The 14495-nt window shown below is 70.1% G+C and carries 14 protein-coding genes; 9 read left to right on the forward strand and 5 right to left on the reverse strand.

Annotation, left to right across the window (positions count from 1 at the left end; translation table 11 throughout):
* Positions 1-28 precede the first annotated feature (28 nt).
* Entirely contained in the window at positions 29-1435 is a 1407-nt protein-coding gene (cysS, locus tag G6N61_RS23050; protein WP_163921560.1) for a cysteine--tRNA ligase, read from the forward strand.
* A gap of 20 nt (positions 1436-1455) precedes the next feature.
* Positions 1456-2400 (forward strand): 23S rRNA (guanosine(2251)-2'-O)-methyltransferase RlmB, encoded by a 945-nt coding sequence (gene rlmB / locus G6N61_RS23055; RefSeq protein ID WP_163921562.1) that lies wholly within the window; start codon positions 1456-1458, stop codon positions 2398-2400.
* A gap of 30 nt (positions 2401-2430) precedes the next feature.
* Here rlmB and aztA read toward each other — a convergent pair whose 3' ends face one another.
* Positions 2431-3147 carry a zinc ABC transporter ATP-binding protein AztA gene (gene aztA / locus G6N61_RS23060; protein WP_163921565.1) on the reverse strand — a complete coding sequence of 239 codons (717 nt, stop codon included), beginning with the start codon at positions 3145-3147 and terminating at the stop codon, positions 2431-2433.
* Positions 3148-3167: 20 nt separating this feature from the next.
* Between aztA and aztB the strand changes: the two genes are divergently transcribed.
* Genes aztB through aztD form a run of 3 tightly spaced genes read left to right on the forward strand, consistent with a single transcriptional unit; the run spans position 3168 to position 7291 of the window.
* Positions 3168-5156, forward strand: coding sequence for a zinc ABC transporter permease AztB (gene aztB, locus G6N61_RS23065; protein ID WP_163921568.1), 1989 nt, complete (start codon positions 3168-3170; stop codon positions 5154-5156).
* Positions 5153-6064: a zinc ABC transporter substrate-binding protein AztC gene (aztC, locus tag G6N61_RS23070; RefSeq protein ID WP_163921571.1), complete on the forward strand. Its 912-nt coding sequence runs from the start codon at positions 5153-5155 to the stop codon at positions 6062-6064. Before aztB ends, aztC begins: the two co-directional genes overlap by 4 nt.
* 36 nt (positions 6065-6100) lie before the next feature.
* The gene (aztD, locus tag G6N61_RS23075) at positions 6101-7291 is read left to right on the forward strand and encodes a zinc metallochaperone AztD (RefSeq protein WP_163921574.1); all 1191 of its coding nucleotides are present in this window, start codon (positions 6101-6103) and stop codon (positions 7289-7291) included.
* Positions 7292-7300: 9 nt separating this feature from the next.
* Here aztD and G6N61_RS23080 read toward each other — a convergent pair whose 3' ends face one another.
* From G6N61_RS23080 to bluB, 4 genes are read right to left on the reverse strand one after another with little or no spacing between them, the layout of a single operon-like run.
* Complete coding sequence (locus tag G6N61_RS23080; RefSeq protein WP_163925046.1) at positions 7301-8539, reverse strand: SLC13 family permease; 1239 nt, start codon at positions 8537-8539, stop codon at positions 7301-7303.
* Positions 8536-9456 (reverse strand): MBL fold metallo-hydrolase, encoded by a 921-nt coding sequence (locus G6N61_RS23085; RefSeq protein WP_163921577.1) that lies wholly within the window; start codon positions 9454-9456, stop codon positions 8536-8538. The genes G6N61_RS23080 and G6N61_RS23085 overlap by 4 nt, the downstream gene beginning before the upstream one ends.
* The gene (locus tag G6N61_RS23090; protein ID WP_163925045.1) at positions 9456-10205 is read right to left on the reverse strand and encodes a LamB/YcsF family protein; all 750 of its coding nucleotides are present in this window, start codon (positions 10203-10205) and stop codon (positions 9456-9458) included. The genes G6N61_RS23085 and G6N61_RS23090 overlap by 1 nt, the downstream gene beginning before the upstream one ends.
* Before the next feature lie 20 nt (positions 10206-10225).
* Complete coding sequence (bluB, locus tag G6N61_RS23095) at positions 10226-10894, reverse strand: 5,6-dimethylbenzimidazole synthase (RefSeq protein ID WP_163921581.1); 669 nt, start codon at positions 10892-10894, stop codon at positions 10226-10228.
* A 40-nt stretch (positions 10895-10934) separates the two neighbouring features.
* Here bluB and G6N61_RS23100 point away from each other — a divergent pair, with 40 nt between their 5' ends.
* Genes G6N61_RS23100 through G6N61_RS23115 form a run of 4 tightly spaced genes read left to right on the forward strand, consistent with a single transcriptional unit; the run spans position 10935 to position 14441 of the window.
* A complete protein-coding gene (locus G6N61_RS23100) occupies positions 10935-11765 on the forward strand; it encodes a sulfurtransferase (RefSeq protein WP_163921584.1) in 831 nt (276 codons plus the stop codon).
* Positions 11766-11810: 45 nt separating this feature from the next.
* Positions 11811-12800 (forward strand): metal ABC transporter solute-binding protein, Zn/Mn family, encoded by a 990-nt coding sequence (locus G6N61_RS23105; RefSeq protein WP_163921587.1) that lies wholly within the window; start codon positions 11811-11813, stop codon positions 12798-12800.
* The gene (locus G6N61_RS23110; protein WP_163921590.1) at positions 12787-13566 is read left to right on the forward strand and encodes a metal ABC transporter ATP-binding protein; all 780 of its coding nucleotides are present in this window, start codon (positions 12787-12789) and stop codon (positions 13564-13566) included. Before G6N61_RS23105 ends, G6N61_RS23110 begins: the two co-directional genes overlap by 14 nt.
* On the forward strand, positions 13566-14441 hold the full coding sequence (locus tag G6N61_RS23115) for a metal ABC transporter permease (RefSeq protein WP_163921593.1): 876 nt from the start codon (positions 13566-13568) through the stop codon (positions 14439-14441). Before G6N61_RS23110 ends, G6N61_RS23115 begins: the two co-directional genes overlap by 1 nt.
* Positions 14442-14495 lie beyond the last annotated feature (54 nt).

A 14495-nucleotide genomic window follows, 5' to 3' on the forward strand; every position in this document is an offset into this window, starting at 1 on the left:
GCCGATCAGGCCGGTAAGCTGCGACGTCGTGACTGACGGCGGATTGCGACTCCACGACACCATGACCGGTGCCGTGCGCGACTTCGTCCCGCTGCGCGAGGGTCACGCCTCGATCTACCTGTGCGGGGCGACGGTGCAGGGACTTCCGCACATCGGCCACGTGCGCAGCGGCGTCGCCTTCGACGTGCTGCGGCGCTGGCTGACGGCGAAGGGCTACGACGTCGCCTTCATCCGCAACGTCACCGACATCGACGACAAGATCCTCAACAAGGCCGCCGATGCGGGGCGCCCGTGGTGGGAGTGGGCGGCGACCTTCGAGCGCGCCTTCACCTCCGCGTACGACGCGCTCGGCGTGCTGCCGCCGTCGGCCGAACCGCGCGCCACCGGCCACATCACCCAGATGGTCGAGTTGATCGAGCGCCTGATCGAGCGCGGCCACGCCTACGCCAGTGGCGGCGACGTGTACTTCGACGTGCTGAGCCTGCCGGAGTACGGCGCGCTGTCCGGGCATCGGATCGACGACGTGCACCAGGGCGAGGGCGCCGCCACCTGCAAGCGCGACCCGCGCGACTTCACCCTGTGGAAGGGCGCCAAGCCAGGCGAGCCGTCGTGGCCGACGCCGTGGGGTAGGGGCAGGCCCGGCTGGCACACCGAGTGCGTCGCGATGTGCGAGGCCTACCTGGGTTCGGCCTTCGACATCCACGCCGGCGGCATGGACCTGGTGTTCCCGCACCACGAGAACGAGATCGCGCAAGCCAAGGCGGCTGGTGACGGGTTCGCCCAGTTCTGGCTGCACAACGGTTGGGTGACGCTCGGCGGCGAGAAGATGAGCAAGTCGCTGGGCAACGTCCTGTCGATCCCCGCTGTGCTGCAACGGGTCCGGCCTGCGGAGCTGCGCTACTACCTCGGCAGCGCCCACTACCGCTCGATGCTCGAGTTCTCCGAGAACGCACTGCAGGACGCCGTCAAGGCGTACGCGGGCATTGAGGACCTGCTGCATCGGGTGCGCACCCGCGTCGGCGCCGTCGTCCCCGGCGAGCCGACGCCGCGATACGCCGCTGCGCTCGACGACGACCTCGCGGTGCCCGCGGCGCTCGCCGAGGTCCACGCGGCGCGTGCCGAGGGCAACCGGGCACTCGACGCGGGCGACCACGAGGCGGCGATGGCCCACGCACGTTCGATCCGGGCGATGATGGGCATCCTCGGCTGCGACCCCCTCGACGAACGCTGGGTGTCGCGCGACGAGACGTCGGCTGCGCTGGCAGCCGTCGACGAACTAGTCCAGTGGGCGCTCGTGCAGCGCCAGGACGCTCGCGCCAACCGGGACTGGGCGCAGGCCGACGAGATCCGCGACCGATTGAAGGCCGCGGGCGTCGACGTCACCGACACCGCCGACGGTCCGCAGTGGTCGCTCCTGGACGGCTCCGACAAGTGAAGCGACGGGAAACGATCTAGATGGCAGGCAATTCACAGCGCCGCGGCGCGGTGCGCAAGACGGGGACCAAGAAGGGGCCGACGGTCGGCTCCGGTGGTGTCCGGCGCCGCGGCCTCGAGGCCAAGGGCGCCACGCCGCCCGCGAGCGCACGGCCGCATCATCCCGCCGGCAAGCGGGCAGCGACGGCGGCCCGTAAGGATCAGGGCAGGCACAAGAAGACCGACGACACCGAAGTGGTGCTCGGCCGCAACCCGGTGCTGGAGTGCCTGCGGGCGGGAGTTCCGGCGACGGCGCTCTACGTCGTACTGGGCACCGAGTCCGACGAGCGGCTCACCGAGTCGGTGCAACGCGCAGCCGATGCCGGTATCGCCATCCTCGAGGTACAGCGCCACGACCTCGACCGGATGAGTTCCAACGGCCTGCACCAGGGGATCGCCCTGCAGGTGCCGCCGTACGACTACGCCCACCCCGACGACATGCTGGCGGCGGCCACCTCCGACGTAACGCCCGCACTGCTGGTCGCGCTGGACAACATCTCCGACCCGCGCAACCTCGGCGCCATCGTGCGTTCGGTGTCGGCGTTCGGCGGGCATGGCGTCGTGATCCCGCAGCGCCGCTCGGCGTCGGTGACGGCCGTGGCTTGGCGTACCAGCGCGGGCGCGGCCGCCCGGTTGCGGGTCGCGCGGGCCACCAATCTGACTCGCACGCTGAAGAGTTGGGCCGATGCCGGTCTGCTGGTCGTCGGCTTGGACGCCGGGGGCGACACCGAACTCGACGAGATCGACGCGACCGGTCCGATGGTCGTGGTCGTCGGCTCCGAGGGCAAGGGTCTGTCGCGACTGGTGCGGGAGAACTGCGACGCGATCGTGTCGATCCCGATGGCCGGCCCGACCGAGTCGCTCAACGCGTCGGTCGCCGCGGGCGTGGTGCTGGCCGAGATCGCCCGGCAACGCCGAGCCAACTGACCCACCCCCCAACCTCACCTTCTTCCCGCCTTACCTCTCTCCGCGAGCGTGCGTGTCTGCGGGCGACACGCCGCGCTGAAACCCGAGTTCGCGCACGGTCGCCGTCGCGTTGAGGTCGATGCGATGCTCCGCAGCTCGGATCAGGTCGTGGTCGTGGGTGGCCGCGACGACGGTCGTGCCCTCGGCGGCCATGCGTCGAAGGTGTACGACCACGTGGGCTGCCGAGTCGGCATCGAGCCCGGTCGTGGGCTCGTCGAGGAGCAGCAGCCCTGCCTCCTGGACGAATGCCTGTGCGAGCAGGACGCGTTGGCGTTGACCGCCGGAGAGTTCGCCCATGGTGCGCCTGCGCAGATCGTCCAGTCCGAGTTCGGCCATCCAATGGTCGACGACGCCGTGGTCGGTGCGGCTGGGACGCCGAAGTAGGCCGAGGCGACTCCAGCGGCCCATCATCACCACCTCGGCGGCCGTCATCGGGAAGGCGTCGGTGACCGCACTGCGCTGAACTGCCAGGGCGGTGTCACCCCACGGGGCTCGGACATCGCCCCCGTGTGGGCGCAGTACACCCGCGAGAAGTCCCAGCAGCGTTGACTTTCCCGATCCGTTCGAGCCGACGACCGCGGTGACGGCGCCGGGCGTCACCGACAGGTTGAGCCCACGGAAGACCTCCGCCCCGGGGTAGCCAAAGCGGACGTTGGTCAGCTCGATCGACGTCGAGCCGAGTGGCGATTTATTGAAAATGAGTTTCATTACTGCTAAGAGTGTACATCGTGACTCACTGGCTGCTGGCGCCCTTCGAAGCCGACATCGTGGCGCGTGCCCTAGCGGCGGGTGTATTGGCTGCGTGCCTGTGCGCGTTGGTCGGATGCTGGGTCGTGCTGCGGGGCAGCGTGTTCCTCGGCGAAGCCATGTCGCACGGCATGCTGCCGGGGGTAGCAATCGCGGCGCTGCTGGGTGGCAGCCTGATGGTCGGCGGGATGATCGCGGCGCTCGCGATGGCACTTGGCATCGCGGCAATCGGCCGATCGTCGAAACTCGCCTCCGACACCAGCATTGGGCTCCTGCTGGTCGGCATGCTCGCGCTCGGGGTGATCATCGTGTCCCGATCACAGAGCTTCGCGGTGGACCTGACCGGTTTTCTCTTCGGCGACGTGCTGGGGGTTCGGAGCGTCGACCTCGCCATCCTCGCCGCCGCGCTGACGTTCACCCTTGCGGCAACGGTCGTCGGGCATCGCGCCTTCGTCGCGGTGACGTTCGACCCGCGCAAGGCCGCCACCCTCGGCCTGCGGCCTCAGCTCGCGGCAGTCGCGCTCACGGTCCTGATGGCGGTCGCCATGGTCGCCACCTTCCACGTGGTGGGGACGCTGCTGGTCCTCGGCCTCTTGGTCGCCCCACCTGCCACGGCGCTGACGTGGGCCCGGTCGATTCCCCGCGTCATGGCGTTGGCTGCAGTGTTCGGTTCGGCAGCAACGTATCTGGGGCTGCTGATCTCTTGGCACGCCGGAACTGCGGGCGGAGCGACGATCGCGGGTGTCGCCGTGCTGATCTTCTTCCTCTCCACCGCCGCCCACCTGCTGCGCGGCCGGTGGAGGCAGGTCTCCACCGCGACGGCGGTCGCGTGTCTGGCGGCCGGCTGCTCGAACGGCGCCGAACCGGCTGTGCCGCCGGCGACCTCGGTCGGTGCGGGGGACCAGGTGGTCATCGAGGGCGCCCGCGAACTGGACGGGGCGCTCACCAAACTCGTCTTGGTCGACCCGCGTACGGGTGACACGGCCGTCTACGACGCGGTGGACGAGACCGAGACGCGAGTCGACTCAGCAGGACCCGTGACGTCGATCGCCGGTGACGGCCGCTTCGCCTACCTCGGCACGGACGATCAGACCTTGATCGTCGATGCCGGTGCGTGGACCTTCGATCACGGCGACCACTACCACTACTTCGCCACCGAACCCGCCCTCGTCGGCACGCTGGACGTGCCAGTCACGTCGGTCAGTGCCAGCAATTCGGTCACGGCGGTAGCGGGCGGGAACGACGTCCGGCTGCTCGACCGCGAACGGCTCGGCGCCAAGGAGGTCGAGCCACCATCCGGACTCGACGTGGGCGACGACGTCACCGCGGTGGTGCCGTACGGCAAGCGGCTCGTGACGGTGACCGACGCGGGCATCGTTCGAGCGGTCGACGACGGCGGGTCGACCGACCTCGTCGGCACGTGTCCCAGCCCGTCGTGGTCCGAGCCGACCCGGCGGGCGGTCGTATTCGGTTGCGCCACCGGCGCGATTCGGGTGACCGGTGGTGACGGCGACCTGACGGTGACCGACATGCCCTTCCCTGCCGATGCGCCCGCGCAGCGGCCGCTGAAGATGGATCATCGCGACCGCGCCGACGTCTTCGCCGGCGTGTCCGAGGGCACCGTCTGGGTGCTCGACAGCCGACTGCGCAGGTGGACGGTGATTCCGGTTCCAGATGCGTTGACTGCCAACACCTCCGGTGACGGCATGGTCCTCGTCCTGCACCGCGACGGCACGCTCAGCGGCATCGACGTGAGCACGCGGACCGAGACGGCGCGCGTCCCGCTGTTCCCCGGTGGCGTTCCGGCCGACGGCCCGCAGCCGGTCATCGAGATCGACTCCGACAGGGCGTACGTCAACGACGCAGCGGCCCGCCAGGTCTACGAGATCGACTACGCCGACGGGCTGCGGTTGGCGCGGACGCTGCGCACCGAGGTATCGCCGGGCCTGATGGCCGAGGCCGGCCGATGAGGCGATGGACCCTCGTCTGGGCGACGGCCCTGATCGCTGCGTTGGTCACCGCCTGCAGCGGCTCCTCCGGGCAGCAGAACGGAGAGATCGTCGTGACCACGAACATCCTCGGAGACGTCGTCCGCAACGTCGTGGGTGATGCGGCCGAAGTGCGAGTACTGATGCAGCCCAACGCAGATCCGCATTCCTTCGGCGTGTCGGCGCAGGACGCGGTCGCCATGTCCAGCGCAGGCCTGATCGTCTACAACGGCCTGGGGCTCGAGGAGAACGTGATCCGCAACGTCGAAGGCGTTGCCGAAGAGGGCGTGCCCACGTTGGCAGTCGGTGACCACGTCGACCCCATCCGGTACGCCGAGGGCGAGAGTTCCGGCGCACCCGATCCGCACTTCTGGCATGACCCCGAGCGGATGATCGCTGCCGTCGACGTGATCGAGAAGGCGATCGTCCGGGACGTCGGGGGCATCGACGCTGCGGCGGTGTCGCGCAACGCTGAGGACTACCGGGCGGAGCTGCGGGACCTCGACGCCACGATGGCCGAGGAGTTCCGCACCATTCCCGTCGAGCGCCGCAAGCTGGTGACCAACCACCACGTGCTCGGGTACTTCGCACAGCGGTTCGGCTTCACCGTCATCGGCGCCGTCGTGCCGAGCGGCACGACGCTGGCGGCGCCGAGCGCCTCGGACCTCGACTCACTCGTTGGGGCGATCGAAACAGCCCGGGTGCCTGCGATATTCGTCGACTCGTCGCAGCCCGAACGCCTGGCCCGAGTGCTCGCCGAGGACGCCGACGTCGACGTGCGGATCGTTCAGTTGCACAGCGAGTCGCTGAGCCCGCCCGGTACCCGCGCGGCCACGTACCTCGACATGATGCGCGCCAATGCCGACGCCATCGTCACCGGCCTGCGATAGCCGCAGGCCTTCACCCTCAACGAGAGAGAGCATCACATGACGAGATCGCGCTGGCTGTATCGCGCTGGAGCACTGTCCTGCACGATCATGGCCTTGATGGCGTGCTCGAGTGGCAGCAACGAGAACGCCGAGAGCACGACGACGTCGGCGGAGCCTCAAACGGCGCCCATCCCGGAGCCATTGGTCGCCACCTACGACGGCGGCCTCTACGTGCTCGACGGCGAAACCCTCGAAGTGCGGCAGGACATCCCACTCGACGGCTTCCTGCGCCTCAACCCGGCCGGCGACGAGTCCCACGTCCTGGTCACCACCACCGACGGGTTCCGCATCCTCGACGCCGCCGGAGGCGAGTTGACCGACGACACGTTCCCCGCAGCCGAAGCGGGACACGTCGTCGTGCACGGTGAGAACACGGTGCTGTTCGCCGACGGCTCGGGTGAGATCACCGCATTCGATCCGCACGCGCTGGCCGACGGCATGCCGGAGACGCAGAAGTTCACCACGCCGCAGGCCCACCACGGAGTGGCCGTCATCCTGGCCGACGGAACGCTGGTGCACAGCATCGGTGATCCCGAGAACCGCACCGGGGCGGTCGCGATGCAGGGCGACCGTGAGATCGCCCGCAGCGAGGAATGCCCCGGCATCCATGGCGAGTCGGTCGCTGCCGACGAGGTCGTGATCCTCGGCTGCGAGAACGGGGTCCTGAAGTACGCCAACGGCAAGTTCACCAAGATCTCCAGCCCGACTCCATACGGACGGATCGGCAATACCCGGGGACACCAGGACTCGCCCGTCGTGCTCGGTGACATGAAGGTCGACGCCGACGCGGAAATGGAGCGACCGCAACAGTTCTCCCTGATCGACACCACCACGGACCAGCTCAAGCTGGTTCGGATGCCGCCGTCGGTGAGCTACTGGTTCCGCTCGCTCGGCCGCGGTCCCCAGGGTGAGGCGCTGATGCTCGGCACCGATGGCCAGCTGCACGTCTTCGACCCGGTCAGCGGTGACCTGGTGAAGTCCATCCCGGTGATCCAGCCGTGGACCGAGCCCGACGACTGGCAGCAGCCGGGACCCGCCGTCTTCACGCGCGAGCAGTCCGTGTACGTCAGCGATCCCGCGGCGAAGCAGATCCACGTGGTCGACCTGCAATCGGGGCAGATCACCAACTCCGCGACGCTCGAGCAGACCCCCAACGAACTCAGTGGCGCCGTGGGTCACGAGCACTGACGACACCACTCAGACGCCGAACACCTCGACCGATGCCCACAGCCCCACCACGCCGAGCACCAGCGTGACGGGCACCGTGGCCAGCCCCACCCTGCTGAACTCCAGGAACGGCGCCGGAATGCGTTCGCGCTGAACGACGTTGCGCCACAGCAGGTTGGACAGCGATCCCGGGTAGGTGAGGTTCGGTCCGACGTTGACGCCGATCAGCACGGCCAGGACCGCGGCGGGTCCCGCGCCGGCGACCAGCGGTAGCAGCACCAGCACGGCGGGCAGGTTGTTCACCACGTTCGACAGCAGCGCGGCCACGGCGGCGATGCCGAGCAGTGCGGGCAGCGAGGTGCCGACCGGCAGCACGTCGCGCATCGCGGTGTCGAGGCCGTGGTGCATCACCCCTGCCACCACGACGCCCAGGCACAGCACGAACGCCAGGAACGGCACGTTGGCCGACGCGGCGATGTCGCGGACCGTGCTGTGCCCGCGCACCAGCGCGCGGACGCCGAGGACCACCGCCCCCGCCAGCGCCGCCCAGGCCGGTGACGCATCGAGCAGCGAGGTCACGGCGAACCCGGCCAGCGTGAGGCCGAGTACGACGAGCACGAACACCGGGGTCTCGGCGGGCGGTGGCGCGACGTCACCGTCTGGCGCCGCTGCCAGCTCGCGTCGGAAGTACATGCGCAGGATCACGAACTCGGCGGCGATGACGAGCAGCCACGGCAGCGTCATCAGGGCGGTGAAGTGGGCGAAGGTGAGGCCTGCGGCGCTGAACGCGAGCAGGTTGGTCAGGTTCGACACGGGCATCAGCAGCGACGCGCTGTTGGCCAGGTGCGCCGTGGCGTAGGCGTGCGGCCGGGACGGCAGACCCAGCGTCCGTGCCGTCGCGAGCACGACGGGCGTCAGCAGCACCACGGTCGCGTCGAGGCTGAGCACGGCGGTGGTGATCGCGGCGATGACGAACACCGTCGTCAGCAACCGCACCGGCCTGCCCTTGCTGCGCCTCGCCATCGCCACGCCTGCGGAGTGGAACAGCCCCTCGTCGTCGCACAGCTTGGCCAGGACGAGCACGGCGGCGAGGAAGCCCACGACCGGCAGCAGCCGGGTGACCTCGGTGAGCGCGTCGTCGACCGACACCACGCCGGTCGCGATCAGCAGACCGGCGGCCGGTATCGCGGCCACGGCCTCGGGCAGGCGGCGCGGCCGGACGAGCGCGAACGCCAGGACCGTCGCCAGCGCCAGCAGCGCCAGCGTCAGCTCCACGGGTCGCAGCGCTCCCAGAGGGTCGGAAGGTGAAGCGCCACCCCGTCTTCGCGCGCCAGCCGGGTGAGCACCCGCATCGACGCGTCGAGGTCGTCGCCGGCATACGGCAGTGCGCGCAGCGGTTCGTGCAGCGGGCGGAAGAAGTCGTCCCAGTGGATCAGCACCACCCGGCGTGCGCCGACCGTGCGGACCGTCTCGTCCCAGTAGTCGACCAGGTACCGCTCCGGCTGCAGGCCGAGCTGTCCGACGCCGAGGTAGGCTACGTCGGCCCGGTGGCCCCGGAGTGCGCCCGGCACGAAGCCTGCGCTACCGACGACGAGCATGGCCCGGCCCGTCGGCCGGTGCCGGATCATGGTCGACCAGGACTCGCCGCACCGGTAGGCGGCGGCCTTGACCGGCGGCACCACGGGCCGCTCGACGTCGCCGGGGAAGCGGTCGGGTGGGCAGTGGTCACCGGCGACGAGCGTGACCTCGAACGCGCCGAGGTCGACGGCACTGCCCGGGGTGACGACGAGCAGCCGGTCCTCGGGCAATCCGCCACCGCGGCCGACGTTGGCGGTCGACGACCCGCCGACCAGGGTCGCCCCGGTGCGGTCGGCCACCACTGCGCTGTCCATCGCATGGTCGAAGTGGGTGTGCACCGGCAGCACCGCGGCGAGCCGGTCGACGCCGAGGCGGGCCAGGCAGCCGTCGATCCGAGGCAGTGACGGGGCGAGCCGCCTGGTGCCCACCGCGAGGAGGCTGGGCCGGGAGAAGAATCCGTCGGTCATGATCGCCGAGCCGCCGTCGGCGATCAGCAGCGTGGTCACGCCCGCCCACGTGACGGTGACCGGCGATCCGGCGTCGGCGGCAGGGGCGTCGAAGTATCCGGTGTAGTCGCGAAGGTCGGGTCTGCCGAGCTTGAGGCGCATCAGACGAACGCCCTCAGTTGCAGCCCGTCGGCAATCAGGCGGTCGCGCACGGCGGTCGCGATCCGAACCGCACCGGGCGAATCACCGTGTACGCACACCGATTCCGCGGTGATCGGGATGGTCGAACCGTCGATCGCGGTGACCCGTCCGTGCCCCGTCATGGCGGCGACCCGCTCGGCGATCTCGTCGACGTCGTGCAGCACTGCGCCCTGCTCCCGACGCGACACCAGTGTGCCGTCGGGCTGGTAGGCGCGGTCGGCGAAGGCCTCGGGCACGGTGCGCAGTCCGAGAGCCCGTGCCGCGTCGAAGAACTCCGAACCGGCGAGGCCGAGCACCGGCAGCGCCGGATCGACGAAGTGCACGGCGGTGGCCACCGCGTCGGCCTGCTCGGCGTGCCGGATGATCGTGTTGTATAGCGCGCCATGGGGTTTGACGTAGGCGACGGCGGACCCTGCGGCATGGGCAAGCGCCCGCAACGCACCGATCTGGTAGACGACGTCGGCCACCAGGTCTTCGTGGCTGACGTCGATGAAGCGGCGACCGAAACCGGCGAGGTCGCGGTAGCCGACCTGCGCGCCGATGCGGACGCCACGGGCGGCTGCTGCGCGGCACGTGCGGAGCAGCCCAGCGGGGTCGCCGGCGTGGAAGCCGCATGCCACGTTGGCGCTGGTCACCACCTCGAGCATCGCCTCGTCGTCGCCGAGGCGCCACGCGCCGAAACCCTCACCGAGATCGGCGTTGAGGTCCATGGTCACGGCCGACACGGGGGCTAGCCTACGGCGCGTGGCTGTGAACTCGCCCAGCCGTTCTCGGTGACGAACTCGGGCAGCGGTCGGGCGTGGGTCCACTCCTCGATCTCCAGTACCGGTCGCCGGGGGAACTCCGGCACCGGCCCCAGGCACAGCACTGCAACGGGTTCGGAGTCGGCGGGCATGCCGAGCAGCCGTGCCAGCCGCGCCGGGTCGAAGATCGACACCCAGCCCAGCCCCAGCCCTTCGGCGCGCGCGGCGAGCCACAGGTTCTGGATCGCGCACGACACCGAGGCGAGGTCCATCTGCGGCATGGTGCGACGGCCGAACACGTGGCGCTCGCGGTCGTCGCCCAACGCCACGACGAGCAACTCCGCGCAGTCGAGGATCCCCTCGACCTTCAGCGCGAGGAACTCATCGCCGCGGGGTCCGAGTGCGTCGGCGGTCAGCGCGCGTTCGTCGTCGACGATGCGGTGGACCTGGCGGCGGAGGTCGTCGTCGCTGATGCGGATGAAGCGCCAGGGCTGCATCAGTCCGACGCTGGGCGCGGCGTGCGCGGCCTGCAGCAGCCGGGCGAGGACCGGCGCAGGGACGGTCGCCCCCGCGACGAACTCCCGCATGTCGCGCCGCTCCAGGATGGCCCGGTACACCGCGCGACGCTCGTCGGCGCTGAAGGCGTGGGCGGTCACGCGGGGAAGCTTAGGCGGGCGCGAGTGGCAGCATCGACGTGTGACCACATCCCGTGCCGACGTGCTGATCACCGCGACCGACCTACGCGCCCGCCTCGACGCGGGCGAGGACGTCACGGTCCTCGACGTTCGGTGGCAACTCGCGGCGCCGGACGGACGTGGCGATTACGAGAACGGGCACGTCCCAGGGGCGGTGTACGTCTCGCTCGACGACGACCTCACTGACCACGCCGTCGTCGGACGCGGCCGGCACCCTTTGCCGTCGGGACGCGACCTGCAGGAGGCGGCTCGGCGATGGGGGATCCGGTCGGGCGTCCCGGTGGTCGTCTACGACGACTGGAACCGCGCCGGATCGGCCAGGGCGTGGTGGGTGCTCACCGCCGCGGGCATTCCGGGGGTGTGCATCCTCGACGGTGGCCTCGCCGCCTGGCGGGACGCGGGTGGCGACCTCGAGACCGGCTCGGCCGCAACCCAACCCGGTGACGTGGTGGTGGTCCACTACGACCTGTACGCCGGGGCTCTGCCGACGCTGACCGCCGACGAGGCGGCGCATGCCGACCGGCTCGTCGATGCCCGCGCGCCGGAACGATTCCGCGGCGAGCACGAACCGGTCGATCCGGTCGCCGGCCACGTGCCCGGTGCGGTCAACGTGCCGAGCACGTCGCTGCTGGGCGCCGACGGCACCTTCCTGTCCGGCGCCGAACTCGCCAAGGCGCTCGACGGCGCGACGGGCGCGTATTGCGGCTCGGGGGTGACGGCATCGGTGGTGGTGGCGGCCTCGGTCGCCGCCGGAACGCCCGTTGCACTGTTCCCCGGGTCGTGGTCGCAATGGAGTGCCGAGCCCGGGCGTCCGGTGGCGACGGGGGCCTGATCCACCCGATTCGGCCTTTCTAATGAAAACGGTTATCGTTACATTATGATCGTCTCGCGCCGTCTCGCCGCCGCCTTGCTCGTGGTGCCGTTCGTACTGACGTCCTGCTCCAACAGTGGTGACGACTCGGCGTCCTCGTCCTCGTCCGCGCCGACCGACGCCGCGCCGTGCCCCGTCGCGCCCGTCGACGTGGTCGTCAGCGTCGATCAGTGGGGCGACGTGGTCACCGAACTCGGGGGTGCGTGCGCGAACGTCACCACGCTCCTGGCCAGCTCGTCGGTCGACCCACACGACTACGAACCCTCGCCCGCCGACGCGGCGAAGTTCGAGGGCGCCCGCCTCGTCGTGGTCAACGGGGGTCATTACGACGAGTGGGCGGGCAAGCTCGCGGCCGGTTCGGCACCCGACGCGCCCGTCGTCGATGCCGTCCGGATCAGCGAGGGGGAGGCAGGCCACGACGAAGCCGCCCACGAGGCCGGGCACGAGGGTCACGAGGACGGTGCGGCCAACCCACACGTCTGGTACAGCCCGACCGCCGTCAGCGGAGTCGCCGACGCCGTGACCGCCGAGCTGTCCGAGATCGCCCCGGACGCCGCGGACTACTTCGCCGAGCGGCGCAGCGCGTTCGCGACGTCGCTGCAGCCCTACGACGACGCCATCGCCGCGATCAAGAAGTCCGCGTCGGGCAAGACCTACGCCGCGACCGAAGCGGTGTTCGACGAGATGGCCACTGCCGTCGGCCTGCAGAACAAGACCCCGGCCGGCTACCAGACCGCGTCCAACAACGAGGCCGACCCGTCGCCTGCGGACCTCGACGCCTTCCTCACCCTCCTGCAGGACAAGGGTGTCGACGTGCTGATCTACAACACCCAGACCGAGGGATCGGTGCCTGAGCAGATCCGTGCCGCGGCCGAGTCGGCGAGCGTCCCGGTCGTCGAAGTCACCGAAACGGTGGCGCCCGGCACGGATTCGTTCGAGGCTTGGCAGGTGGCTCAACTCACCTCCCTTGTCGAGGCGCTCGGTGTCTCCGTCTGACGGCAGCGAACCGGCGCTCGCCTTCGACGACGTCAGCGTCGTCCGTGGCGGCCGGCTGGTCTGGTCCGAGGGCACGTTCGTGGTACCGGCGGGCGGGATCGTCGCCGTCATCGGAACCAGCGGCTCCGGCAAGACCACGCTGCTGCACGCGGTGCTCGGCATCATCCCGACCGCCTCGGGGGAGATCCGGGTGCTCGGGGAACGCCCCGGATCGGCCACCGGCCTGATCGGCTACGTACCGCAGAACTACGCCGCCGCCGCGGGCACGGCGATACGCGCCTGCGACGCGGTACTGCTCGGATTGACCGGCAACCGCTGGGGTTTCGGACGCGCGACTGCGGAACAACGCAGCCGGGTGGAGGAGATCATCGCGGCGGTCGACGCAACCGAGTTCGCAGGCCGTCGGCTCTCGCAGCTCTCCGGCGGGCAGCGCCAACGCATCGCGATCGCCGAAGCGCTCGTCAGCAGGCCCCGTCTGCTCATCCTCGATGAACCGCTCACCTCGCTCGACGTGCGCAACCAACGCAGCATCGTCAGCCTGCTCGCCCGGATCCGCGACGAGTTCGGCGTGACCATCGTCGTGGTCGCCCACGACCTGAACCCGCTGCTGGGCATCCTCGACGGCGCCATCTACCTACTCGACGGGCACGCTCACTTCGACACCATGGACGAGGTGGTCGACGAGACGCTGCTGACTCACCTCTACGGCACGTCGATTCAGGTCGTGCACACCCCGCAGGGCGAGCTCTACATGCGGAGCGTGTGATGACGACGTCGCTGCTGGCCCTGGGCTACCAGGACAATTGGGTGCACATCCTGACGTCGGCGTTCATGCGCAACGCGCTGATCGGCGGCACCCTGGTCGCTCTCGCCGCGGGCCTGATCGGATACTTCATCATCGTGCGCAACAGTGCGTTCGCCGCACACGCGTTGGCGCACATCGGCTTTCCCGGCGCTACCGGCGCAGTTCTGATCGGTCTGCCGGTCACCGTCGGGCTCGCGGTGTTCTGCGTGGGCGGCGCACTCGTCATCGGTGCGCTCGGCAAGCGGGCCGACGAGCGCGAGGTGGCAACCGGAACCGTGCTGGCGGCGGCGACGGGTCTTGGGCTGTTCTTCAGCTCGCTGGCCACCAAGAGCAGCAGTACGGTGACGAACGTGCTGTTCGGCAATCTGCTGGCCGTCAGCCATCAGCAGCTCGTCACCTTCGCAGTCGTCCTCGCCGTGATCGCTGCCGTCATCGCATTCATCTATCGCCCACTGCTGTTCGCGTCGGTCAACGCCGACGTCGCCGAGGCGCGGGGCGTGCCGGTGCGCGCACTGTCGGTGGTGTTCATGGCGCTGCTCGGGCTGTCGATCACGATGGCCGTGCAGGCCGTTGGCACGCTGCTGCTGTTCGCGCTCGTGGTCACCCCTGCGGCGACCGCGATCATGCTGACGGCCCGGCCTGGCGCTGCGATGGCCGTGGCGACCGTGCTGGCCGTCGTGTCGGTGTGGTGCGGGCTCGCGGCGTCGGCGATGTTCGACGTGCCGCCGAGCTTCGTCATCACCACCATCGTCAGCTTGATCTGGCTGGCGGTGTGGCTCTCGGCGCGCCGCGGCGCGTCACAGCCCACCGCGCCGTCGCACGGCGCCCAGGCATAGGGTTTTCCCCGATTCCTCGCGCGTGCGTGGCTGGAAGCATCTACGGCGGCGGAC

The sequence above is a fragment of the Mycolicibacterium arabiense genome (assembly GCF_010731815.2).
Lineage (GTDB): Bacteria > Actinomycetota > Actinomycetes > Mycobacteriales > Mycobacteriaceae > Mycobacterium > Mycobacterium arabiense.